The organism is Bradyrhizobium sp. AZCC 1588 (genome assembly GCF_036924735.1).
GTDB lineage: Bacteria > Pseudomonadota > Alphaproteobacteria > Rhizobiales > Xanthobacteraceae > Bradyrhizobium.
In genome coordinates this window covers 2568684-2592005 of sequence record NZ_JAZHSC010000001.1, presented here as the reverse complement: position 1 = coordinate 2592005, position 23322 = coordinate 2568684, and the positions used below count along the sequence as shown (strand labels likewise).

The 23322-nt window shown below is 62.8% G+C and carries 20 protein-coding genes and 1 pseudogene; 6 read left to right on the top strand and 15 right to left on the bottom strand.

Annotated features, from left to right (window positions below; all coding sequences use genetic code 11):
- The first annotated feature begins 114 nt into the window (after nucleotides 1-114).
- Complete coding sequence (locus V1277_RS12140) at nucleotides 115-1347, top strand: MFS transporter (RefSeq protein ID WP_334416346.1); 1233 nt, start codon at nucleotides 115-117, stop codon at nucleotides 1345-1347.
- Between the two features lie 86 nt (nucleotides 1348-1433).
- Here the strand turns inward: V1277_RS12140 and V1277_RS12135 are convergent, their stop codons facing one another.
- On the bottom strand, nucleotides 1434-1928 hold the full coding sequence (locus V1277_RS12135) for a VOC family protein (RefSeq protein WP_334416345.1): 495 nt from the start codon (nucleotides 1926-1928) through the stop codon (nucleotides 1434-1436).
- A gap of 165 nt (nucleotides 1929-2093) precedes the next feature.
- Nucleotides 2094-2639 (bottom strand): carboxymuconolactone decarboxylase family protein, encoded by a 546-nt coding sequence (locus V1277_RS12130; RefSeq protein ID WP_334416344.1) that lies wholly within the window; start codon nucleotides 2637-2639, stop codon nucleotides 2094-2096.
- Nucleotides 2640-2802: 163 nt separating this feature from the next.
- Here V1277_RS12130 and V1277_RS12125 point away from each other — a divergent pair, with 163 nt between their 5' ends.
- Together V1277_RS12125 and V1277_RS12120 are read left to right on the top strand one after the other, a co-directional pair.
- Nucleotides 2803-3987 (top strand): acyl-CoA dehydrogenase family protein, encoded by a 1185-nt coding sequence (locus V1277_RS12125; RefSeq protein WP_334416343.1) that lies wholly within the window; start codon nucleotides 2803-2805, stop codon nucleotides 3985-3987.
- Between the two features lie 132 nt (nucleotides 3988-4119).
- Nucleotides 4120-5259, top strand: coding sequence for an acyl-CoA dehydrogenase family protein (locus V1277_RS12120; protein ID WP_334416342.1), 1140 nt, complete (start codon nucleotides 4120-4122; stop codon nucleotides 5257-5259).
- 121 nt (nucleotides 5260-5380) lie between these two features.
- Here V1277_RS12120 and V1277_RS12115 read toward each other — a convergent pair whose 3' ends face one another.
- The 13 genes from V1277_RS12115 to V1277_RS12055 form a co-directional block, all read right to left on the bottom strand.
- Nucleotides 5381-6421: an amino acid ABC transporter substrate-binding protein gene (locus tag V1277_RS12115; RefSeq protein WP_334372253.1), complete on the bottom strand. Its 1041-nt coding sequence runs from the start codon at nucleotides 6419-6421 to the stop codon at nucleotides 5381-5383.
- Between the two features lie 53 nt (nucleotides 6422-6474).
- Nucleotides 6475-7074, bottom strand: a complete 600-nt coding sequence (locus V1277_RS12110; RefSeq protein WP_334416341.1) for a L,D-transpeptidase — start codon at nucleotides 7072-7074, stop codon at nucleotides 6475-6477.
- Between the two features lie 176 nt (nucleotides 7075-7250).
- Nucleotides 7251-7349, bottom strand: coding sequence for a DUF2474 domain-containing protein (locus V1277_RS12105; protein WP_197427214.1), 99 nt, complete (start codon nucleotides 7347-7349; stop codon nucleotides 7251-7253).
- 29 nt (nucleotides 7350-7378) lie between these two features.
- A complete protein-coding gene (gene cydB, locus V1277_RS12100; protein WP_334416339.1) occupies nucleotides 7379-8389 on the bottom strand; it encodes a cytochrome d ubiquinol oxidase subunit II in 1011 nt (336 codons plus the stop codon).
- Nucleotides 8386-9786, bottom strand: a complete 1401-nt coding sequence (locus tag V1277_RS12095) for a cytochrome ubiquinol oxidase subunit I (RefSeq protein WP_334420348.1) — start codon at nucleotides 9784-9786, stop codon at nucleotides 8386-8388. The genes cydB and V1277_RS12095 overlap by 4 nt, the downstream gene beginning before the upstream one ends.
- Nucleotides 9787-9933: 147 nt before the next feature.
- Complete coding sequence (locus V1277_RS12090; RefSeq protein ID WP_334416338.1) at nucleotides 9934-10902, bottom strand: hypothetical protein; 969 nt, start codon at nucleotides 10900-10902, stop codon at nucleotides 9934-9936.
- An 86-nt stretch (nucleotides 10903-10988) separates the two neighbouring features.
- Entirely contained in the window at nucleotides 10989-11555 is a 567-nt protein-coding gene (locus V1277_RS12085; RefSeq protein WP_334416337.1) for a thioredoxin family protein, read from the bottom strand.
- Between the two features lie 17 nt (nucleotides 11556-11572).
- Nucleotides 11573-12259, bottom strand: a complete 687-nt coding sequence (locus V1277_RS12080; RefSeq protein ID WP_334416336.1) for a cytochrome c biogenesis CcdA family protein — start codon at nucleotides 12257-12259, stop codon at nucleotides 11573-11575.
- A 235-nt stretch (nucleotides 12260-12494) separates the two neighbouring features.
- Nucleotides 12495-12695 (bottom strand): hypothetical protein, encoded by a 201-nt coding sequence (locus V1277_RS12075; protein ID WP_334416334.1) that lies wholly within the window; start codon nucleotides 12693-12695, stop codon nucleotides 12495-12497.
- A gap of 178 nt (nucleotides 12696-12873) precedes the next feature.
- On the bottom strand, nucleotides 12874-13485 hold the full coding sequence (locus V1277_RS12070; RefSeq protein ID WP_334416333.1) for a sigma-70 family RNA polymerase sigma factor: 612 nt from the start codon (nucleotides 13483-13485) through the stop codon (nucleotides 12874-12876).
- Between the two features lie 368 nt (nucleotides 13486-13853).
- Entirely contained in the window at nucleotides 13854-14591 is a 738-nt protein-coding gene (locus V1277_RS12065; RefSeq protein WP_334372268.1) for a response regulator, read from the bottom strand.
- On the bottom strand, nucleotides 14588-16333 hold the full coding sequence (locus V1277_RS12060) for an ATP-binding response regulator (RefSeq protein ID WP_334372270.1): 1746 nt from the start codon (nucleotides 16331-16333) through the stop codon (nucleotides 14588-14590). The genes V1277_RS12065 and V1277_RS12060 overlap by 4 nt, the downstream gene beginning before the upstream one ends.
- Nucleotides 16303-18309 (bottom strand): sensor histidine kinase, encoded by a 2007-nt coding sequence (locus V1277_RS12055; RefSeq protein ID WP_334420346.1) that lies wholly within the window; start codon nucleotides 18307-18309, stop codon nucleotides 16303-16305. The genes V1277_RS12060 and V1277_RS12055 overlap by 31 nt, the downstream gene beginning before the upstream one ends.
- A gap of 627 nt (nucleotides 18310-18936) precedes the next feature.
- Between V1277_RS12055 and ugpB the strand changes: the two genes are divergently transcribed.
- The 3 genes and pseudogenes from ugpB (at nucleotide 18937) to V1277_RS12040 (ending at nucleotide 23250) form a co-directional block, all read left to right on the top strand.
- Complete coding sequence (gene ugpB, locus V1277_RS12050) at nucleotides 18937-20253, top strand: sn-glycerol-3-phosphate ABC transporter substrate-binding protein UgpB (RefSeq protein WP_442894474.1); 1317 nt, start codon at nucleotides 18937-18939, stop codon at nucleotides 20251-20253.
- 191 nt (nucleotides 20254-20444) lie between these two features.
- Nucleotides 20445-21398 carry an aminoglycoside phosphotransferase family protein gene (locus tag V1277_RS12045; protein ID WP_334416332.1) on the top strand — a complete coding sequence of 318 codons (954 nt, stop codon included), beginning with the start codon at nucleotides 20445-20447 and terminating at the stop codon, nucleotides 21396-21398.
- 227 nt (nucleotides 21399-21625) lie between these two features.
- Nucleotides 21626-23250, top strand: a pseudogene (locus tag V1277_RS12040) (ABC transporter substrate-binding protein).
- The last annotated feature ends 72 nt before the right edge of the window (nucleotides 23251-23322 follow it).

Sequence of the window (23322 nt, the reverse complement as noted above, 5' to 3'; positions counted from 1 at the left end):
ATGGCCGGGCTTGTCCCGGCCATCCACGTCTTTGACCGCCGCAGGAAGGACGTGGATGCCCGGGGCAAGCCCGGGCATGACGATGTGAGAAATAGCAAAGAGAAGCAAACGACGTTGGACGCTCGCAACTACGCCACCATCGACGAGACCTCGATCCGCTACGACGGCTGGCGCATCGTCGTCGTGTGCTTCCTGCTGGCAACCTTCGGCTGGGGGCTCGGCTTCTACGGCCAGAGCGTCTATGTCGCCGAGCTGCAGCGGCTGCACGGCTGGCCGGCGTCGCTGATTTCGTCCGGCACCACGTTCTTCTATCTGTTCGGCGCGCTGCTGGTCGCCTTCGTCAGCGAGGCGATCAAAGCGTTCGGTCCGCGCAGTTGCCTGATCGCGGGGACATTCGCGATGGCCGCGGCCGCGATCTCGATCGGTCAGGTGCGCGAACCCTGGCAGCTTTACCTTGCGAACGCCGTGCTGGCGTTCGGCTGGGCCGGCACCAGCCTTGGCATCATCACCAACACGCTGGGGCTGTGGTTCGACAACAAGCGCGGCATGGCGATTAGCCTGGCGCTGAACGGCGCGAGCTTTGGCGGCATCGTCGGCGTGCCGCTGCTGGTGACCGCGATCGGCTATTTTGGTTTCCCTGGCGCTATGATGGCGTCGGCCGTCGTATTGGTTGCGTTGATGGTGCCGGTGATCCTGCTCTTGGTCGGGCGCCCCCCGCTTCACCTGAGTGCGGGCGGGTTAGAGGCTGCCGACGCGCCGTCGCCGACGCAAATTCGCGCACGTGCCTTTCGCGACATCGGCTTTCTCTCGGTGTCGTCGGCGTTCGCACTGGTGCTGTTCGCGCAGGTCGGCTTCATCGTCCACCTGATCGCATTTCTGGATTCCGTGATCGGCCGGCAGCGCGCGGCGATTGCGGTGGCGCTGTTGACGGCGATGGCGGTGGTCGGCCGTGTGCTGTTTTCCTTCGTGATCGACCGGATGAACCAGCGGCTGGCGTCCTCGCTGTCCTTTGTCAGCCAGGCGGTGGCGTTGCTCATTGTCATCAATGTGCATAACGATTACGTGCTGATCGCAGCCTGCGCGCTGTTCGGCTTTTCCGTCGGCAATCTCATCACATTGCCGGCGCTGATCGTGCAGCGCGAATTCGATCCGCGTTCATTCGGCGTGCTGGTCAGTTTGATCACGGCGATCAACCAGATCACGTATGCGTTCGGTCCCGGCGTAGTGGGATTGTTGCGGGATCTGTCCGGCAGCTACGCGCTGCCGTTCTACGGGTGCATCGGCGTGGAGTTGACGGCCGCAGTGTTGATCATGATCCGTGGTAGCCGCGCAAACACCTCATCCTGAGGAACTGCCGCCAGGCTGCGTCTCGAAGGATGGGCCGCGGGCCTCGTGGTTCGAGACGGCGCTGGCGCGCCTCCTCACCATGAGGGTCAGCTTTCCCGCTGCCGCAGCAAATCCTCCAGATCCAGCCGCTTGGTGAACATCGCGAGCGATCCGTCGGGCGCGTGGGGCCATTCTTCTTTCGGCCGGTCGCGATAGAGTTCGACGCCGTTCTGATCGGGATCGCGCAAATAGAGCGCCTCGCTGACGCCATGGTCGCTGGCGCCGTCGAGCTCGATGCCGGCCTGGATCACACGATACAGCGCATCCGCCAGCGCCGGGCGGGTGGGATAGAGAATGGCGGTGTGAAACAGGCCGGTGGTGCCTGGCGGCGGCGGATGGCCGCCCTTGCTTTCCCAGGTGTTGAGGCCGATGTGATGGTGATAACCGCCGGCCGAAATGAATGCCGCGCCAGAACCCATCCGCTGCATCACCTCAAAGCCGAGCACGCCGCAATAAAAGCCGAGCGCCCGTTCGAGATCGGCGACCTTGAGATGGACATGCCCGATCCGCGTGCCGGCGACGATGGGTGGGGATTGGGGCATGTGTTGTCTCCATTCGGAAGGTGACGTGCCCCGGATGCTGCGCAGCGCGAAGCGGTGCGCTGCTAAGCCGGGGCCTATGGCGCACGCCCGCATGGGTCCCGGCTCTGCAGTGCACCGCTGAAGAAGCGCTGCACTGCGTCCGGGACACGTAGGCGCGGATTCTCGTCACACAAGATCCGATACCTCGCCGTCCGGCAGCCCGAACTCAAACGTGTTCAGCGTCATCGACACCATCGTGTAATAGCCGCACAGCCCGATCACCTCGACAATCCCGCGTTCGGTGAGCACTTTTACCGCTTCGTCATACAGCGCTTGCGACACGCCGTGGCCCTCATGCAGCGATTTGGCGAGATCATAGATCATCCGGCCCTTGGGATCATCGAAGACGGGCGTGCGGCGGTCGCGGATGTCCTCGATGATTTTCGGATCCATGCCGCCCTTCAGCGCCAGGCGCTTGTGCGCATACCATTCGTAATGCGACGTCCAGTGCCGCGCAGTGACGAGGATCGCGATCTCGGAAAGTTTTGCGGGAAACATCGTGTTGAAACGAAGCTGCTCGCCGAGCCGCGTGGCGTGCCGCGCCATCTCCGGGCTGTTGAGCCAGGCCATCATCGGTGCCGGCGGGGCGCCGCGCTTGCCGGCGATGGCCTCGTCATAGGTTTCTTTTTGCGCGGCGCTCATTTCGCCTGGCGAAAGCAACTTCAGCCGCATGCCTGTTTCCCCTTGTTTTTCAATTGTTATCGTCTAGCGCATACACCCGATCGGGCATCGTGACCACCGCCAGAGCGGCATGGGCTGATGTCAGACATATATTGAATTCCGCAACGCGAGGGCTAAGGTCACTTCCAAACATTCCCACATGGAAGCGCCTGATATGTCCGACCTGGAAACATTCCGCCGTGAAACCCGCGCCTGGCTGGAGGCCAATTGCCCGCCGGAAATGCGACGGCCGATGACCTCCGAAAGCGATACCTACTGGGGCGGTCGCAACGCCAAATTCTCCTCCGAGCCGCAGCGCGTCTGGTTTGAGCGGATGCGCGACAAGGGCTGGACCGTGCCGGATTGGCCGAAGGAATATGGTGGCGGAGGGCTGGAGCCCGCCGAGCACAAGGTGCTGCGTGAAGAAATGGCGGCGATGGGCGTGCGCTCGCCGCTTTCGAGCTTCGGCATCTGGATGCTTGGGCCGGCGCTGTTGAAGTACGGCACCAAGGCGCAGAAGAAAGAGCACCTGCCTGACATCGCCGCGGGACTGATCCGCTGGTGCCAGGGCTATTCCGAGCCGAACGCCGGATCGGACCTCGCCTCGCTGCAAACCCGCGCCGATAGCGACGGCGACGACTACATCATCAACGGCCAGAAGATCTGGACGTCGTATGCGAACTACGCCGACTGGATTTTCTGCCTGGTGCGTACCGATCCCACCGCGAAGAAGCATGACGGCATCAGCTTCATCCTGTTCGACATGGCCTCGAAGGGCGTGTCGACCAAGCCCATTCTTCTGATCTCCGGTTATTCGCCGTTCTGCGAAACCTTCTTCGACAATGTGCGGGTGCCGAAATCGCATGTGGTCGGCCAGGTCAACCGCGGCTGGGATGTTGCAAAATATCTGCTGCAGCATGAGCGCGCGATGATCTCGGGCACTGGAGAGCGCGGTATCGGCCGTCCGCTCGGACAGGTCGCAGCCGACTCCGTCGGCAGCGATGATTCCGGCCGGCTCGACGATGCCGTGCTGCGCGGCCAGATTGCGGCGTTCGATATCGACGAGGCGGCGTTTGCGGCCGTGGCTGAGCGCGCCGTTGATCTCGCGAAAGCCGGGCAATCGCATCCGGCGTTCTCCTCGGCGATGAAGTATTACGGCACCGAGCTCAACAAGCGCCGCCACGAGATCCTGATGTCGGCCGGTGGCATCGACGCGCTGGAATGGGAAAGCGAGCGCTCGAAAGGCGGCGCCCGTCCGCGCGCCTGGCTGCGCACCAAGGCCAACTCGATCGAGGGCGGCACCAGCGAGGTGATGCTCGGCATCGTCGCCAAGCGCATCCTCGATCTGCCGGGGGCGTGAGTTTCTCTCGGTCGTTCCGGGGCACGCGAAGCGTGAACCCGGAACCTCGAGATTCCGGGTTCGGTGCTTTCGCATCGCCCCGGAATGACGCCTCAAAAGTCACGCGTTATTTTTAAACCCGGAATTACCTCCATGCCCCTCGTCCTCACCGAAGAACAATCCATGCTGCGCGACAGCGCGCGCGGCCTCATCAGCGACAAGGCGCCGGTGTCGCATCTGCGCAGCTTGCGCGACAGCAAGGACGAAACGGGCTTTTCCCGCGAGCTCTGGAAGGTGTTTGCCGAGATGGGCTTTTCCGGCCTGCTGGTGCCCGAAAATTTTGGCGGCAGCGGGCTCGGCTGCGTCGAGGCCGGCATCGTGATGGAGGAAATCGGCCGCACCCTGATGCCGTCGCCGTTCCTGTCGACTGCGGTGCTGGCGGCGTCGGCACTGTCGCGCAGTGGAAGTGACGCGCAAAAGTCCGCACATCTGCCGAAGATTGCGGACGGATCGCTGCTGGCGGCGCTCGCGATCGATGAAGGCGCAAAACATCGCCCGCTGCAGATCAATTTGCAGGCGGTGCGCTCCGGCAACGGCTTCAAGCTGAACGGTGCCAAGGCGTTGGTGGTCGACGGCCACACGGCCGATCTCCTGATCGTCGCGGCGCGCACTGGCGGCGCGGCCGGCGAACGCGATGGGTTGACGCTGTTTCTGGTCGATCCCAAGGCCAAGGGCATTGCGATCGAACGCACGGTGATGGTCGACGCACATAACGCTGCGCGGATCGAATTCAGCAATGTCGAGGTCAATGCCGATCAGGTGCTCGGCGAGGTCGATCAGGGCGGCGCGTTATTGGAGGGCGTGCTCAATATCGGCCGCGGCGCGGTAGCTTCCGAAATGGTGGGCTTGAGCGAGGAGGTGTTCGGCCGCACTGTCACGTATCTGAAGGAGCGCAAGCAGTTCGGCAAATTGATCGGCGAATTCCAGGCGCTGCAGCACCGCGCCTCCCAGCTCTATATTGATATCGAGATCACCCGCGCGGCCGTGCTGAAGGCGCTGCAGACCCTCGACGGCGATTTCGAGCACGCCGGCGCGGCGGTCGCGGTCGCCAAGGCACGCGCCGGCACCACGGCGACGCTGGCGGTACAAGAGGGCGTGCAGATGCACGGCGGCATGGGCATGACCGACCAGTTCGATATCGGCTTCTTCATGAAGCGCGCCCGCGTCTGCCAGGAATTGTTCGGCGACAGCAATTACCACGCCGATCAGTTGGCGCGGATGAAGAACTACTAGCCGCTGTCATTCCGGGGCGCGCAAAGCGCGAGCCCGGAATCCATTTCTCCACGGCGACTGCGGCACGATGGATTCCGGGCCTGCGCCTGTCGGCGCATCCCGGAATGACGCGGAGAGAGACCTACCTAATCGGTGGTGCGTACTGAATCCCGCCGTTGCTCCACAGCGAATTCAGGCCGCGCGGGATCTTCAGCTTCGATCCTTCGCCGACGTTGCGTTCGTAGACCTCGCCGTAATTGCCGACATGGCGGATGATGCGGGCGGCCCAGTCCTTGGGCAGGCCGAGATCTTCGCCATAGGCGCCTTCGGTGCCAACCAGTCGCATCACGTCGGGCTTCTTCGACTTCAGCGCCTCGTCGATGTTCTTCGAGGTGATGCCGAGTTCCTCGGCGTTGATCATCGCATACAGCGTCCACTTCACGAGCATCATCCAGTCGTCGTCGCGCTGGCGCACCACGGGCGCGAGCGGCTCCTTGGAAATCACGTCGGGCAGGATGACGTGATCGCTCGGCTGGATCAGGTTCAAGCGGAGCGCGTAGAGCTGAGAGACGTCGGCGGTGAAGGTGTCGCACTTGCCGCCCTCATAGGCCTTGAGCACGTCTTCCAGCTTGGGAAACTTGACCTCGGTATATTTCATATTGTTGGCGCGGAAATGGTCGGCGACATTGAGCACCGTCGTCGTCCCTTCCTGCACGCAAACCTTGCTGTTGTTGAGGTCCAGCGCGGAATCGATGTTGCGCGAGCGCGGCAGCATGAAACCCTGGCCGTCATAATAGGCGACCGCCGGGAAATAGAGGGCGTAGTTGCTCTCGCGGGACATGCTCCAGGTCGTGTTGCGCGAGAGGATGTCGACCTTGCGGCTCTGCAACTCCTTGAAGCGCTCGTTGGCATCCAGCGCCACGAATTTCGCCTTCTTGGGATCATCGAAGATCGCCGAGGCAACCGCGCGACAGAAATCGACGTCGAAGCCGGTCCAGTCGCCCTTGTCGTCGGGGATCGAGAATCCGGGCAGGCCCTTGTTGACGCCGCACAGCACTTCGCCGCGGCGGATGGTCCGCTTCAGCGTCTTGGTGTCGTAACGTTCATAGGTGATTGCAGCGGCCGCGACCGCGATTGCGACCGCCAGCCCGATGAGCAGGCCGCCTCGAAATGTCCGTAGCATTTTCTAACTCACGATTTCAGGAGAATGGACCGTCTGAACAGACAGCGGCGGGATTAGAGCTCCGGCTTCTGCCGGATAATCACCTTGGTGCCGACAGGCACGCGCTCATAGAGATCGGTGACGTCGGCGTTGACCAGCCGGAAGCAGCCGGAGGAGACGGCGGTGCCGATGGTGTCGGGCCGGTTGGTGCCGTGGATACGGTAGACGGTGGTGCCGAGATACATCGCGCGCGCACCGAGCGGGTTGCCGGGGCCGCCAGCCATGAAACGCGGCAGATAGGGCTGGCGCGCGATCATCTCGGGCGGCGGCGTCCAGTCCGGCCACTCGGCCTTGCGGGTAATGTTCACCAGTCCCTGCCATTGAAATCCTTCGCGGCCGACACCGATGCCGTAGCGCAGCGCGCGGCCGTTGCCCTGGATCAGGTAGAGGTGGCGCTCGGCGGTGACGACGATGATGGTGCCCGGCGCTTCGTTGGTGCGATAGAGCACCGCGGTCTTCCTGAACTGCGGATCGAGCTCGACGGATTCGTCGGGAAGCACGCCGGGCTGGTCGCCGACGTCGGGTTGCCGCAACTGCGCCTGGCTCTGAGAGGCTGAAAGGATCAGACCGCCGGCGGCGATCACCATCCAGATCAGGTGCCGAAATTTTGTCATCGCAGAAATTCTCCTTGTTGGCGCGGCGGCCAAATGGTTGGCGCTTTGGCAAATCAGCGGAACCATCAAATCTCAGGGCTGGCTTGATGGCAAGTTTAGGGCGAATGCGGCGGATACGTGACTGAAATGTCGTCCATTTTCGTCGTCCACCAAATTCATGGGATATCCCGCCTGCCTTATTTCGGCGCGATCCACAGCCGCAGGCAAAACGAAATCAGCGCGACGGTGCCGACGCCGCCGAGCCAGAGCGCGGCAAACCACAGCAGGCGCTGCATCAGAGGGCGAGGGGCCGGCTTGTTGGGCTTCAATGGTATCCACTCTCGGGTTTGACCTTGCCGCGGAACACCCAATAGGCCCAGGCGGTATAGCCGAGGATCAGCGGGATCAGACCGGCGACGCCGACCAGCATGAAGAGCTGGCTGTTTTCCGGTGCCGCCGCCTGCCAGATCGTGATGCTCTGCGGCACGATATAGGGATACATGCTGATGCCGAGGCCGGCATAGGACAGCGTAAACAGCGCCAGCGTCAGGAAGAACGGCTGGTAGTCGTATTTGTTAGCAAGACTGCGCAGCAACAGGGCGGTGACTACAGCAACCGAAATCGGTACCTGTGCCGTCATGAGGACGTTCGGCCAGGCGAACCAGCGCTCGGTGTACTGTATATGGAGGAACGGCGTCGCGATGCTGACCGCGGCGATGGCCCCGAGCATCGCGAGCAACAGGACCCAGCTCAGGTGATAGGCGCGGTCGCGCAACTCGCCTTCCGTCTTCATGACCAGCCACGTTGCGCCGAGCAGCGAATAGCCGATCACCAGCGATACGCCGGTCAGCATGCTGAACGGCGTCAGCCAGTCCCACCAGCCGCCGGCATAGTGCCGCCCCTCGACATGCACGCCCTGCAGGATGGCGCCGAGCGCGATGCCCTGTGCCAGCGTCGCCAGCAACGACCCGCCGAAAAAGGCGATATCCCATCGGTTGCGCGCGCGCGTCGTGCGCCAACGGAATTCGAAGGCGACGCCGCGGAACACGAGGCCGAGCAGCATCGCAATCATCGGCGTGTACAGCGCCGGCATCAGCACGGCATAGGCGAGCGGGAAGGCCGCCATCAGGCCGCCACCGCCGAGCACCAGCCAGGTTTCGTTGCCGTCCCACACCGGGGCGACGCTGTTCATGATGACGTCGCGGTCGCGCTTCTCCGGAAACAGCGGAAACAGAATGCCAAGCCCGAGATCGAAGCCGTCCATCACGACATAGACGAACACGGCAAAGGCGATGATGAAGGCCCAGACGGTGGCGAGGTCGACCGCGATGTTCATGAGCTGACCCCCTGGGCAGCCGGCGTGATGCCGGCGGTGCGGATCGGCGCCTCGTGCGACGACGGTCCCTCTTCGCCCGGATGCGGCGGCGCTGCCATCAGGCGCAGCAGGTAGATCACGCCGGCCGCGAACACCGCGAAATAAACGATGATGAAGGCGATCAGCGAGGAGGCGACGGCTGGTGCTGCCAGCGGCGAGGCGGATTCAACCGTGCGCAGCAATCCATAGACCGTGAACGGCTGGCGGCCGACTTCGGTGGTGATCCAGCCTGCGAGCACGGCGATGAAGCCCGCGGGAGCCATTGCGACCGCGAACATGTGCAACAGCCGGGAATCGTAGAGCTTGCCCTGAACACGCATCAACAGGCTGAACAGGCCGAGCGCCAGCATGAGCAATCCCATGCCGACCATGATCCGGAACGACCAGAACGTGATCGCCACCGGCGGCCAGTTTTCGCGCGGGACCGTGTCGAGGCCGGCCATCGGCGCATCCGTCGAGTGTTTGAGAATCAGCGAACCGAGCTTCGGCACTTCGACCGCGTAGTCGACCCTGCCGGCGCTCTGATTGGGCAAGCCGAACAGGATCAGGGGCGCGCCGTGCTTGTGGCTCTCGAAGTGGCCTTCCATCGCCATGATCTTCACCGGCTGGTGCTCCAGCGTGTTGAGTCCGTGCTGATCGCCGGCGATGATCTGAATCGGTGCCACCAGCGTCGCCATCCACATCGCCATCGAGAACATCACGCGCGGACCGGCGAGGTGGCGGTCTCGCAGGAGATGCCATGCGCCGACCGCACCGACCACCAGCGCGGTGGTCAGATATGCCGCCAGCACCATGTGCACGAGACGGTATGGGAACGACGGATTGAAGATCACTTTCAGCCAGTCGGCGGCGATAAACTGACCGGCCTCGTTGACGGTGTGGCCGGTCGGCGTCTGCATCCAGGAATTGGCCGACAGAATCCAGAACGCCGAAATCAGCGTGCCGACCGCGACCATCAGCGTCGCCAGAAAATGCAGCTTTGGGCCGACTCGGTTCAGGCCGAACAGCATCACACCGAGGAAGCCCGCCTCGAGGAAGAATGCGGTGAGCACCTCATAGGCCATCAACGGCCCGATCACCGGGCCGGTCTTGTCGGAAAAGGCCGACCAGTTGGTGCCGAACTGGTAGGACATCACGATGCCCGACACCACGCCCATCGCGAAGGCGACGGCGAAAATCTTCAGCCAGTAATTGAACAGGTTGATGTAGACCTCGCGCCCGGTCGCGAGCCACAGCGCTTCGAGCACGGCGAGATAGCTGGCGAGCCCGATCGAGAAGGCGGGAAATATGATGTGGAACGACATCGTGAAAGCAAATTGCGCCCGGGCCAATACGACCGCATCCCAGCCTTCGAACATCGGCACCACCTGTCGCAATTCCACCGGGCGCGATATCTTTCAAAAACGGAACTAGAGTTTTCGAAATTGCGTCCGAACCAGGCGTGTACCCTACCACGCCCGATGCGACGATTGTACCTGCGTGCCGCGCGGAACAGGCGTGCAAGCCTATCCGCTACGCGATGAATTCAATCCGAGCCGCCTGCTGATTTCGGCCCGCACCGCGCGGGTCTGGTCCTTGCCGACCAGCACCGGACTGCGGATCTTCTTGCCCGTGCGGAGCCGGACCGCGATGACGTACTGGCTGCCCCTCCGGCCGCCGCTTTCGACGTCGATGCGCTCGACATCGTCACCGGCGACGGTATCCGTCTCTATCGTACCCTTCAACGACAGGCGTTCAAATCTGATGGCGCCATCGCGGACAATCCAGAACGCAGTGGCCCGATAGATATGTCTGATCAGCAAGAAGGCGATGATCGCGCCGAGCAACCAAACTGCGATCCCTAGGGCAGACAATTTGCCGCTCCAGAGCGCATAGATGAATGGAAGGCTCAACGAGCAGGCCAGCAGCACGAGAAGAGCCCTGTACGCCCGGACACGTTTGGAACTAGCCGGCTTGCCCAGTCGTATCGCGGCATTGGCGGCGTCGAATGGGTTCTCGGCCGATTCGGGAGCAGGCAACCGAAGCAGCCGCGCGATCTGCGCGGTGGTTTTTTGCACCTGGGTCACATCAGGAAGCGGGGGTGCGGTGAGCGTGTCGCCCGATTCGGTCTCGATGATGAGGGTGAACTCCACCGATTTGCCGATGCTCTTTCGGAGACGCATCCCGGATATTTCGTCATCCCGGATCAATCTTGGGCGCACCTTCCCGAATGGACGCTGTTCGCCGATCAGGATTTCGCCTGGCGTAATGATCCAGACGACGTTGCGATCAAAGAGGGCGGCGCCCAGCAGGAGACACCCGAACAGCAACGCAAAGAGGGCGGCGATGCCAAGCCATTGGCCGTTTGCGAGGTAATCGAGGCCGGGCAGGGCCATCAAACACAAGACTACGGCGATGCCTGCAAGAACCAGCCGCTCGTTGAGCGACGTGCCCTTGCGTAGCCTGACTTCATTCTCGTTTGCCGCAGCGTCCATCGCCGGCGGCAAGCATCACGACCGGTGCGGTCTCGTCAAGCGGCAAATAGCGTGGCTGTACCGTGACAAGCCTGAGGTGCTTGATCTCAGCTCGCACCGTTCAGGAGCCCGGCGACCGCGCGGTCGATCTGCTGGTACTGGCCCTCGCCGTCGTGCTGGAACACGATCCTTCCGTTCTGGTCGACAATATATTGCGCCGGCCAATAGCGGTTGCGGTAAGCGTTCCAGGTTCGCGAGTCATTATCTTGCGCCACCGGATAAGTGATGCCGTGCCGCTTCAGCGCGGCCTGAACGTTGGACGCAGACCGCTCGAACGGAAATTCCGGCGTGTGGATGCCGACGACGACGAACCCGCGGTCCCTGTATTTGGCGTACAGGGCAGTGACATGCGGGAGCGTGTTGACGCAGTTGACGCAGCCATAGGTCCAGAAATTCACCAGCACGACCTTGCCGCGGAGATCGACGAGTTTCAGCGGCGCTGAGTTGAACCAATCGCCGAGACCGACGAACTCCGGCGCTGTGGTCTGCGTCGCGGCGACCGTGAACGGCTTTTCTAGCGCGCGTGGCGCGTCGCCGCTGAAGGCAGGTAACGCTGAACCCGCGAGAGAAGCTGCAGCGATGGCAGCGGATGCGGCAAGCAGACGTACGTTCATGGCAGTCTCCATTGGAATCAGAGGCCGATCTGGCCATTGGGGTAAAATCCGGTCAGCCACGCCACGATCAGCGTGTCGTATTGGAAGTAAGACAGCAGCGCGAAGGCTATGACGACGACGCCGAATCCCTGCTGCAGCCGCGGCGCGATCCGCGCGACGCTGCGAACGCGGGTGGTGACGGCCTGGCCGCCATAAGCGATCGCGAGCATCGGCAAGCCTGCGCCGATCGCGTAGACGACCAGCAGCAGGCTGGCCCAGGCGGTGTCTTTCGATGTGGCGATGACGGTCAGGATCGAGCCCAGCACCGGACCGGCGCAAGGTGTCCAGACCAGGCCGAGTGTCGTGCCGAGCACGAAGCCGCCGAGCATTCCCTGCCGGGAGGCCGTAGCGCCGGTGAAGCCGCCGATGCGGACCGACAGCCATTCGAACGGCGCCGGCCAGATCATCAATAATCCAAAGCCGACAAGAAGAATCGCGGCCGCGTTGCGCAGATGATTGGGATCGAAATCGAAGGCGCGCGTGATCGCGCCCAGCAGCAATGCCACCATCGAGAATGACATCACAAAGCCGAGCGCGATCATTGCCGGCCGCGCCTTGCCGGTCTGGCCGACCGATGCCCCGAGGAGGATGGGCAGCATCGGCAGCGTGCAAGGCGCGGCCACAGTGACGACACCTGCGAGCAGCGCGAGTACGAGATTGAGCATCGAAAGCATCCATCACCGGTCCCGGCGAGACATTGCCGGGTGCTTGATGGACTTCGCGGTGATGGGGCAGGGCGTTACGCCGGCGGCGCTTCAGGCGGCGTCACGTCCGTGTGAGACTCTTTCGGCCCGCGTACACGGAATCCGGAGCCAAAAACAGAGCGACCCGGCTGGGGGGCATCCCGGCCGGGTCGTTGGAGGTCGCTTGGGGTCTACAACTTGGGAGGTGAGAGGAAATTCAGCGGGGGGTCTCGCTGTCGTAGGAGATCACACAGACCTCCTTGGGACTCTTGGTGCCGCAATCGACCACCTGTTCGCGCACGAACGTCGAACCGGCGTCGCGCTGGGCGCGGGGCTGGACGTTCTGGGCCGACAGAGTGGCCAGGGTCGCGACGGCGCCGAGCGGGACGATGAAAAAGCGGAAGGACGGCTTCAGCATGTTCGCTCTCCTGTTCGGCGTTGGCGTTTAAGTCGATGCTGATCGGTATAGGGAGTGAGTTTTTCCGGGTGATGTCGTGAAATGTTTCATTTGTTTCGTCGGAAGTAATCTTTGTCCGTCGAAATCGCCCCGTTTTTCCGCCCCTATCTCCAATCTAACTGTTTGAAATCACTTGTCTTTAGGCGGCGATGCTGTCCACGCCGGCGCCCTTAAGCAACTCGGCCAATTGTTTGCGGGCATAGAACATGCGGGTCTTCACCGTGCTCTGGGGAATACCGATGATCGCGCCGGCCTCTTCCACCGACTTCTCGTGGTAGTAGACCAGGTTGATGATTTCGCGATGCGCCGGCGACAGCTTGGCGACGCAGGCGCGCAGGATCGCGCTGGTGTTGCTGCGGTCGAGCGAAGCTTCGGGCGTGTCGGCCTCGTCGGCGATCTCCAGCACGTCTTCCTGCTCGATATCCTCATGCTTGCGCTGGCGCAGCGCGGTCAGCGCCTTGAAGCGGGCGATCGACAGCAGCCAGGTCGATACCTGCGAGCGGCCCTCGAACTGGGCGGCGGTCCGCCACACGTCGAGAAACACCTGGCTGACGAGGTCTTCGGCCACGGTGGTGTCACGCACCATGCGCAGCACGAAGCGGTAAACCCGGACGTTATGACGGGAGTAAAGCACATGCATCGCCGTGCGGTCGCCCTTGGCAATACTCTGCAGCAGCATTTCGTCCGATGTCGCGCGGGCGGCGGCAATCGACTTCTTGGCTGCGGCGTTGATGGCGATGACGTTCGACATGACAGGCTCCCCTTGCGCCACGAGGTGCGGCGTTCCGTTGGGAGAATTGTTAATGAACCTCCGTTTCGGGATGTCTGCTCGAAAAGGGGAAAATGGTTTCGTGCGGCAGAGAATTGTTTCGTCGCGGGACCCGCGACGAAACATTCGGGGATAAAAGGCCAGTAATTTCAATATGCGGAAAATTGGAGAGACGAGATTTGGTCCCCGGAACAAGTCCCGTCGTCCCGGACAAGCGAGCGTAGCGAGCGCGATCCGGGGCCCATAACCACCGATGTTGATTGTAGAAATACGCTGGAGCCGCAGCCAGGCGAGATTACGAACGCCTGTGGTTATGGGTCCCTGCGTTCGCAGGGACGACGGAGAAAGCTCTAACCTTTCTCACCGGTCGGCGAGAACAAATAGCCGCCGCCTCTGATCGTGCGGATCACGGCGGGCTTGGTGGGATCGATCTCGATCTTGCGGCGGATACGCATGATGCGCAGATCGACGGCGCGGTCGAAGGCTTCGGCGTCTCGCGCATTGGCCAATTCCAACAGCCGCTCGCGCGACAACACGCGCTTCGGGTTCGCCGCGAACACTTTCAGAAGGCCGAATTCGGACGCCGTCAGCGGATGCTCGTTGCCTTCGTCGTCGCGCAGCGCCTGGGCTTCGAGGTCGAGCCATTTGGTGCCGAAGCGCACCAGTTGTTCCTTCTCTGCCTTGGCCGTCGCGGGCTCGGGCGTCGCCGCCTTGGGCGGCGTGCTGCGGCGAAGCACGGAGCGGATGCGCGCCATCAGCTCGCGCAGCTCGCAGGGCTTTGCGATGTAGTCGTCGGCGCCGAGCTCGAGGCCGACGACACGGTCGATCGGGCTCGCGGTCGCCGTCAGCATGATGACGGGGACGTTGATGCGGCTCTTGAGGTCGCGAATGATCGAAAGCCCGTCTTCCTCGGGCATGTTGAGGTCGAGCACGACGAGGTCGGGCACGGCGTTCTCGATCGCCTTGCGCAGGCTCTTCCCGCCGTCGCACAAGGTGACGCCGAAGCCGTGCATCTTGAGGTAATCGCCGACCATCTCGCGGGCCGGCGCCTCGTCGTCGACGATGAAGATATGCGGGCTCTGGGTCATGTCGTCTCTGTCGCAGGCAGTGTAACCGTAAATGTCGATCCCTGCCCGGGTCCGGCACTTTCCGCAGTCACATGGCCGCCATGCATGTCGATAATACGTTTGACGATCGACAGACCAAGGCCGGTCGAGCTTTCGCCGGCGGTCGGCTTGGCCGAGAGCCGCTGGAAGCGGCCGAACAGCCGGCCGAGATCCTCCGGCGAAAGACCGGCGCCCTGGTCGGCGATGCGGATCACCGTGTCGCTGCCTTCATGGCTCACAGTGACCGTGATCTTGCCGCCGATCGGCGAATATTTGATGGCGTTGCTGACGAGGTTGTCGATCGCCTCGCGAATCCGGTCGGCGTCGCACATGGTAACGATGTTCGGCGGGGCTGATACCGTGACGGCCTGCTGCTTGTTCACGGCCGAGGGCAGGTTGGAATCAGCGACCTCAGTCACGAGCGCGGCGACATCGACCGGTTCGCGGCGGATCGTGATGTCGAAGGCATCCGCCATCGCATCCGAAATCAGGTGGTCGACCATCGAGGTCAGGCGCTTGGTGGCGTCGCGGATATGTTCGACCTGTGCGGTGACGTTCTCCTTCGGCGAGCCCGCGCCGATCAATTCGGTCAGCATCTCGGTGCGGCCGAGGATCACCCCGAGCGGGTTCTTCAAATCGTGCGCCACGGTGCCGAGAATTTCGTTCTTGAAGCCGTTGGCGCGCTGCAGCCGCAGCCATTGCGCCGAAAGGCGGCGGTTGGCCTGCATCAGCGCGCGGGTGCGCTGGGCGACGCGGTCCTCGAGCTGGGTGTTGGCCTCATGCAGTTGGCGATAGAGGATGACGTTGTCGAATGCGATCGACAACCGGCTGGAGAAAATCTCGACCAGCGCGCGGTCGGTGTCGGAAAGCTGGCGCTCGGCTTGCAACAGCACCACCACTTCGCGGCCAGAGCCGGTGCGCAAATACAGCACGCTGCGGTGATCGGCGAATTCGTTCTTGCGGCGCTGGAAGGCGGCCTCCACCATTTGCCGCAAGTCTGGATCGAGCGCCTTCGAGCTCGTCGTGCCGATGAACCGGCTGTAACAGCCCGAGCCGGCCAGCACCGAGAATTCGCTGCCGGGCGCGCCGTCGTCGCGCAGCACCAGAATGCCGGCGCAGTCGACATTGAGCAACGAGGCGAGCTGCGTCAGCACGCCCTCCGCCAGCCGCTGCATCGATTTGAAATCGTAGAGCGTCGAGGCGGCGTCGATGATGATTTCGAGCCCGCGCCTTGTCTGCACCATGCGCTCGAGCTGCTGGTAGCTGCGCAGCGCCGCGGTCAGCGAGGTGAACAGCTTGTCGGCTGTCAGCTCGGTTTTGGCCTTGTAGTCGTTGATGTCGTACTGGACGATGACGCGGCGCTCGGGCGCCTGTCCGGGCTGGCCGGTGCGCAGGATGATGCGGACGGTTTCGTTCTTGATCTCGTTGCGGATGTATTCGACCAGCTCCAGGCCCGCGACGTCGGTCTCCATGATGACGTCGAGCAGCACGGCCGCGACGTCCGGATTGTCGCGCATCAAGATGCGGCCTTCGGCCGCGGAGTAGGCCGACAGGATCTCCAGCGTCGCGCCGTTGAGACTGTAGTCGCTGAGCGCGAAGCGCGTGCCCTCGTGCACGGCGGCATCGTCGTCGATGACGGCGATCTTCCACTTGCGCGCGGACGAGTCCTCCGGGGCTATGCCGGTATCGTCGATCAGGTGGAGGACATCGTCCTGTTCGGCCATTGCGAAGTTCCGTCGGCTGCTGTCTGGTCTGTACTCGTGGATCCGCCTGTCGATCCGCCCTTGGCGACTTTTGGCATGATAATGCGGAAGGTGGTGCCTTGTCCCAGCCTTGACTCCAGCATCATCCGGCCGCCGAGCTGTTGAGTGACAAGATTATAGACGATATGCAAGCCCAGTCCGGTGCCGCCCTCGTTGCGGCGGGTCGTAAAGAACGGGTCGAATGCCTGCCGTTGCACGTCCGGCGTCATTCCGGCCCCGTTATCGGCAAAGATGATCTCGACATCGTCGCTGCCGCGCGCCCGGGCCGAGATCGTGATCGCCCCGGACCGGCCATCGGCAAAGGCATGATTGGCGGCATTGAGGAAAAGATTGGTTAATATCTGGCCGTAGGAGCCGGGATAGCCGTCGATCACAAGCCCTTCCGGCACCTCGACCGACAGCGTGATCGCCGCCTTCTTCAATACCGGCTTCAAGCTCGCGACGATCTGGTCGGTGGCTTCGCTCAGGTTGAATTGCCGGCGCTCGGCGTGCGAGCGGTCGACCGCCACCTGCTTGAACGACTGGATCAGCTCGCCGGCGCGATGCAGGTTCGCCACCAGTTGCCCTGCTGCGTCACGCGAGCTCTTGACGAACTCGTCGAGCTTGGAGCGACGGAGCGGCTCGGTCCGCAACTCGGATTCGAAGGTTTCAGCCCGGCGCGCAAAGCTCGACGCCACCGTCAGGCTGATGCCGATCGGGTTGTTCACCTCGTGGGCGACGCCGGCGACCAGCCCGCCGAGCGCCGCCAGCCGCTCGGCGTCGATCAGGTTCTGCTGTGCGGTGTTGAGCTCGAGCAGCGCGCTCTCGGCTCTTTCCTTCGAGGCGCGCAGTTCGTCCTCGGTCTCGCGCTTGGCGATGGCGTTCTCGCGGAAGACATCCACCGCGCGCGCCATGGCGCCGACCTCGTCTCTCGCAGTGGTGCCCTGTACCCTGCGATCGTAATTGCCGGACGTGATCGCGTGCATCGCCGCCAGGATCTGCTGCAGCGGCAGGCGGATCGAGAGCGCGATCAGGACGCCGGCGGACAGGATGATGCCGAGGAACATCACGGCGATCGACAGCACGCGGCGCGAGATGCCCGACAGCGTCTTGTCGAAAGTCTCCTGCGCCTTTTGCTCGCGCCGGCGCATCTTGTCCGATAGCTCGTCGATGACCGCAATGGCCTCGGCCTGGCTGGCATCGATGGTATTGCGCAACAGTTCGGTCCGGACCGCGAGTTGTTCGGTCAGCTTGGCCATGCCCTCGCGCAGCGCCACCGTCCGCGCCTGCAGCCGCGTCAGCGCCATGCGCTGCAAATCATTATCCGCCAGATCGGTCATCACCGGGATGGTCTTCTCGATCGTCTCGGTATTCCTGCGGGCGTCCTCGGCGGAGCCTGAGGCGGGCGACAGGTAATAGGCGTTGGCGGCAACCAGCATGGCCGTAAACGCCTCGCGCGACTTTCCGAGCGCGGGCCAGATCTGCGCGTCGCGATGTCCGGTGGCGCCCTCGATGATCGAATACAGCCCGGCCATCTCCCGGGCCGGGCCCAGCACCTGCTGCTCATAGGTCTTGGTGATGGTGGCCTGCACGGCGCGCAGTTCGCCGAAGCCGTTGAGGAAGCGGTCGGTGACCTGTTCGAGTCGCTCCACCGACCCCGATAGCATCGGGTCGTTCGAGGCGCGCGTTGTGAGCGTGCCCAGTACGGCCTCTCGCAGCAGCAGGATCTCGGCGAACAGCTCGGGGCTCGGCTGGTTGATGTAGCGATGGATCAGGTTCTGCAGCCGGCTGGTTTCGCTTTCGAGGTGCGCCAGGATCTTGTCCGACTCCCGCACCTGCCGGACGTCGTCCCATGCAGAGCCCAGCACGTTGGCGCCGTTCCAGATCAGGACGGCGAGCACCATGACGACGGCGGAGTTCAATCCCGCGATCGACAGAATGCGCCATCGGATGGGCACCGCGCGGAGCCATTGGACGACGCGAAAGCGCCCGCGCGCGGCGAAGCTCGCCGGCCGTTGCGCTGGTCGCTGCTGTTGCGGCGCGCCGGTCAAATCCACTCCAATCTGCGAAGGCGCCCGACCAATAGCGGCGCCACCGTCCCGATCAATGCAACGTTGGTACGGTGGAGATCGATCGCACCGGTCCAGATCTGTCCGGGACGGTCCTGTTCCGCGCCGAACGGGCGGGAATGGAACATTTCGATCCGATGCCTGTCGGTTCGGGGATCGGCGGCAGGAAATCCGCGCGCAAAAACGCCCGTTGAGACCGCCGTAAGCAACAGCGCGACAACAAGCACCAAGGTCCGCGAAATGTTGGCGCGGCGATACACAGGCGACAAATCCCCTTAGAGATGGAGTCTGCGGCGGCGAGAAAAGGTTCAACGCAATTTTTAGCAGAATTTGCCGATGCTTGGCTATTGGTAGCATGGCGGGACGGGGGCTAGCCTGGGGTTATCCTGATGCGCTGGTCGCAATCTTTAATTGTGCATTGCAGTGATGTCGGCGGATTGAAACCGCGGTCGCAGGGATTTATGAGGGCGCGGCGAACGGGTACATCGCTCGTGCGGCAGAGCAGGGTGATCACCGGTGAAATCGGCATTGAGGTTCTTGCAATTCGCAGCGCTCGCCGCCATGGCGCTCGCGTCCCCCGCCCACGCCGCCACCGAGATCATGTGGTGGCACGCGATGTCGGGGGAACTGGGCAAGCAGCTCGAAAAGCTAGCGGCCGATTTCAATGCGTCGCAGTCCGACTACCGGATCGTGCCGACCTACAAGGGCAACTACACCGCGACGGTGACGGCGGCGATCTTCGCGTTCCGATCGCGAAGCCAGCCGGCCGTCGTTCAGGTCAACGAGATCGCCACCGCAACCATGATGGCGGCAAAGGGCGCGATCTATCCGGTGTTCGAATTGATGCGCGACCAGTCGGAGCCATTCTCGCCGGAGGCGTATCTGCCGGCCGTCACCGGCTACTATTCCGATGTTGCCGGCAACATGCTCTCGTTCCCGTTCAATGTCTCGACCCCGATCCTCTACTACAACAAGGATCTGTTCCGCGCCGCGGGCCTCGACCCCGAGGTGGCGCCGAAAACCTGGGCCGAGGTCGGCGCCGCGGCGAAGCGCCTGCGTGCGGCCGGCTCGCCCTGCGGGCTCACCACATCCTGGCCGTCCTGGGTCCATGTCGAGAATTTTTCCGCCTTCCACAATCTGGCGCTGGCAACCCGGGGCAATGGCTTTGGCGGTCTCGATGCAGAGCTGACCTTCAACAATCCGGACGTGGTTCGGCACATCGCGCAACTCGCGGAATGGCAGACAACGAAAGTTTTCGACTATAGCGGCCGCGGGGAATTGGCCGAGCCGCGCTTTCAAAAGGGCGAATGCGCCATCTTCATCGGCTCGTCCGGGACACGCGCCGACATCAAGGCCAATTCCAAATTCGAGGTCGGGTACGGCATGATCCCGTACCGGCCCGACATCGCCCCGCAAAACTCGATCATCGGCGGCGCCACGCTATGGGTGCTGCGCGACCGGCCGCGCGCCGAATACGCCGGCGTTGCGCGGTTCTTCGCCTATCTCTCCAAGCCCGAGATTCAGGCCGCCTGGCATCAGAACACCGGCTATCTGCCGATCACCCGCGCCGCTTTCGATCTCACCCGCACGCAGGGATTCTACGATCGCAATCCGGGCACTGCGATCGGAATCGAGCAGATGACCCTGAAGCCGCCGACCGAGAATTCGAAGGGAATCCGGCTTGGGTCCTTTGTGCTGATCCGCGACGCCATCGAGGACGAGCTGGAGCAGGTCTTCAGCGGCAAGCGCACTGCGCAGGCGGCCCTCGACGCCGCCGTCGAGCGCGGCAACCGCCTGCTGCGCCAGTTCGAGCGGGCCAATCCGGATCGGTGATCTCACAGTGTCAGTGCGAGCGCAGTGAAGCAATAGCCCGTCATTCCGGGGCGATGCGAAGCATCGAACTACGGTGCACACTTGCGCACCTGAGAATCTCGAGATTCCGGGTCTGGTGCTAACGCACCATCCCGGAATGACGGCGTTTCCATTTCGCTTCGCTCGCAATGATGGATAAAGTCGTTCCTTGCATGACCGCGTCACTTCCCGCCTTCACCGACTACGAAGCCTTTAGCCCCTTTCGCGCGGACCCCTCACAATGGCTGCCGATCGCGCGCGACATCGCTCACAGCCATGGCCTCGCATGCACGGCGCCGCACGTTTTTGCCACCGGCACCAATCTCGTCCTCGCCCTCGACGAAGAGCTGATCCTAAAAATCTTCCCGCCGTTTCTTCGCGGCCAATTCGCCTCGGAACGCAGCACGCTCGCGCAGCTTCGCGGACGACTTCGTGTCGCGATTCCCGAAATCGTCGTCGAGGGCGAGCGCGACGGTTGGCCATATCTCGTCATCACGCGGCTATCGGGCGTGTTGGGTGTGGATGCCTGGCCGTCGCTGCCGGAAGCGGATAAGGAGCGCGTGCTTGCCGAGATTGGCGAGACCATCGCCGAGGTGCAGCGCGTCCCCATTGGACCGCTCGGGCAGATCGAGCCGGGCTGGGACGTTTTCATGCGCGGACAGATCGAAGGGTGCCGCGCCCGGCACGCGCGTCTCGGATTGCCGCAGAATTTTCTCGACGGCCTGGACGATTTGCTCAGCGATGCGGCCACATTGGTCGCGCTGGAGGGGCCAGCGGTGATCCTGACCGGCGAATACATCCCGGAAAACTTCCTGCTGAGCCGCAGCGGTTCGGGTTGGCATCTCGCCGGGCTGATCGATTTCGGCGACGTGATGACGGGCAGGCGCGAGTATGACCTGCTTGGCCCCAGCGCCTTCATGACCGCAGGCATGCCGCGGCGGCTGCGAAGCCTGTTCGAGGGTTTTGGATATTCAGCCGCGGATATCACGCCCGAGCTGAAGCGGCGGCTGCTGGCGCTGATGCTGCTGCATCGGGCCAGCGATCCGGTCAGGCACATTTGTATTGAGGGTTGGCAGGAGAAGGTCGCTAACCTCGGTGAATTGCAGGATCTACTCTGGCCAATCTGAGTGCCGCCCAGCAACGGAGCGCACAGAATTTCTGCATATTTTATGAGCAAATATGCATCTTTGTATGCAATCCGTCAGCGCGTCGCGTTCCCCGACGCCGTTCGCTTCGGGTGCATTCTCCAGCAACATCAATGGATTGGCGTGAAAGTAAGCTTTCCTTAAGGGTTGGCACGAACCTTGCGATTCCAGTTCCAAAGCCGTTTTCCCTCGGGCGTTGGAGCATCACCATGAAGCGTCGCGATTTCCTCAAATCCGTGTCGGGGCTGGCGGCTGCCGGCGCGCTCACACCGGCGCCGGCGATCTGGTCCTCCGCCAAGGCGCAAGCGCGGTCGGAAACCTTGCTGATCGTCTCGGAAAGCGGCCCCAACAATCTCGACATTCACGGCGTCGGCACCAACGTGCCCGGCTATGAGGTGTCGTGGAATTGCTACGACCGCCTGATCAGCCACGAGATGAAGAGCGGTCCGGGCGGCGTGCCGTATTACGACCGCGACAAGTTCAAGCCCGAGCTCGCCGAGGACATGAAGGTCGGCGACATGTCGGTGACCTTCAAATTGAAGAAGAACGCGAAATTCCACGACGGCGCGCCGGTCACGGCGAAGGACGTCAAATGGTCGCTCGATCGCGCCGTCAGCGTCGGCGGCTTTCCGACCTTTCAGATGGGCGCGGGCTCGCTGACCAAGACCGAGCAGTTCGTCGTCGTCGACGACAGCACGGTGCGGGTCGATTTCGCCAAGAAGGACCGCCTCACCATCCCCGATCTCGCCGTCATCGTGCCATGCATCGTCAATTCCGAGCTGGTGAAGAAGAACGCCACCGAGAAGGATCCGTGGGGCCTCGAATACACCAAGCAGCAGACCGCGGGCTCCGGCGCTTATAAGGTGGTGAAGTGGACGGCCGGCACCGAAGTCATCATGGAGCGCAATGACGCGTGGGCCGGCGGTCCCCTGCCGAAGGTCAAGCGCGTGATCTGGCGCATGGTGCCGCAGGCCGGCAACCGGCGCGCGCTGCTGGAACGCGGCGACGCCGACATCTCCTATGATCTGCCGAACAAGGATTTCGTCGAGCTGAAGGACAGCGGCAAGCTCAACATCGTCTCGGTGCCGTATTCCAACGGCGTCCAGTATATCGGCATGAACGTGAAGATCGCGCCGTTCGACAACGTCAAGGTCCGCGAGGCCGTCGCCTGCGCGATTCCCTATCAGAAGATCATGGATGCGGTGCTGTTCGGCCTGGCCAAGCCGATGTTCGGCGCCGCAGCCGACAAAGCGACCGAGGTAGCCTGGCCGCAGCCGACCAAATACGTCACCGATATCGCAAAAGCCAAGGCATTGCTGGCGGAGGCCGGCTATCCCAACGGCTTCGAGACCACGCTGTCCTTCGACTTGGGCTTTGCCGGCGTCAACGAGCCGCTCTGCATTCTGGTGCAGGAGAGCCTGGCGCAAATCGGCATCAAGACCACGATCAACAAGATTCCCGGCGCCAATTGGCGCACCGAACTGAACAAGAAGGTGCTGCCGCTCTACACCAACGTGTTCTCGGGCTGGCTCGACTATCCCGAATATTTCTTCATCTGGTGCTACGATGGCAAGAACTCGATCTTCAACACCATGAGCTACCAGTCGAAGCCGATGGACGAATTCATTCACGGCGCCGTCGACGCGCCGCGGCAATCGGCAACACCGCGAAGTACGATACCGACGTCAAAGGCTTCGTCGATCTCGCCTTCAAGGACATCCCGCGCATCCCGCTGTATCAGCCCTACGTCAACGTCGCGATGCAGAAGAACGTGTCCGGCTATCAATACTGGTTCCACCGCAGGCTGGATTATCGCGCGCTGGTGAAGGCGTGATGCGCCATGCTGCGTGCGGGCGAAATATCGACTTGCTCCGCTCCGATTGGTGAGGGACGCGCAACTCTCTCA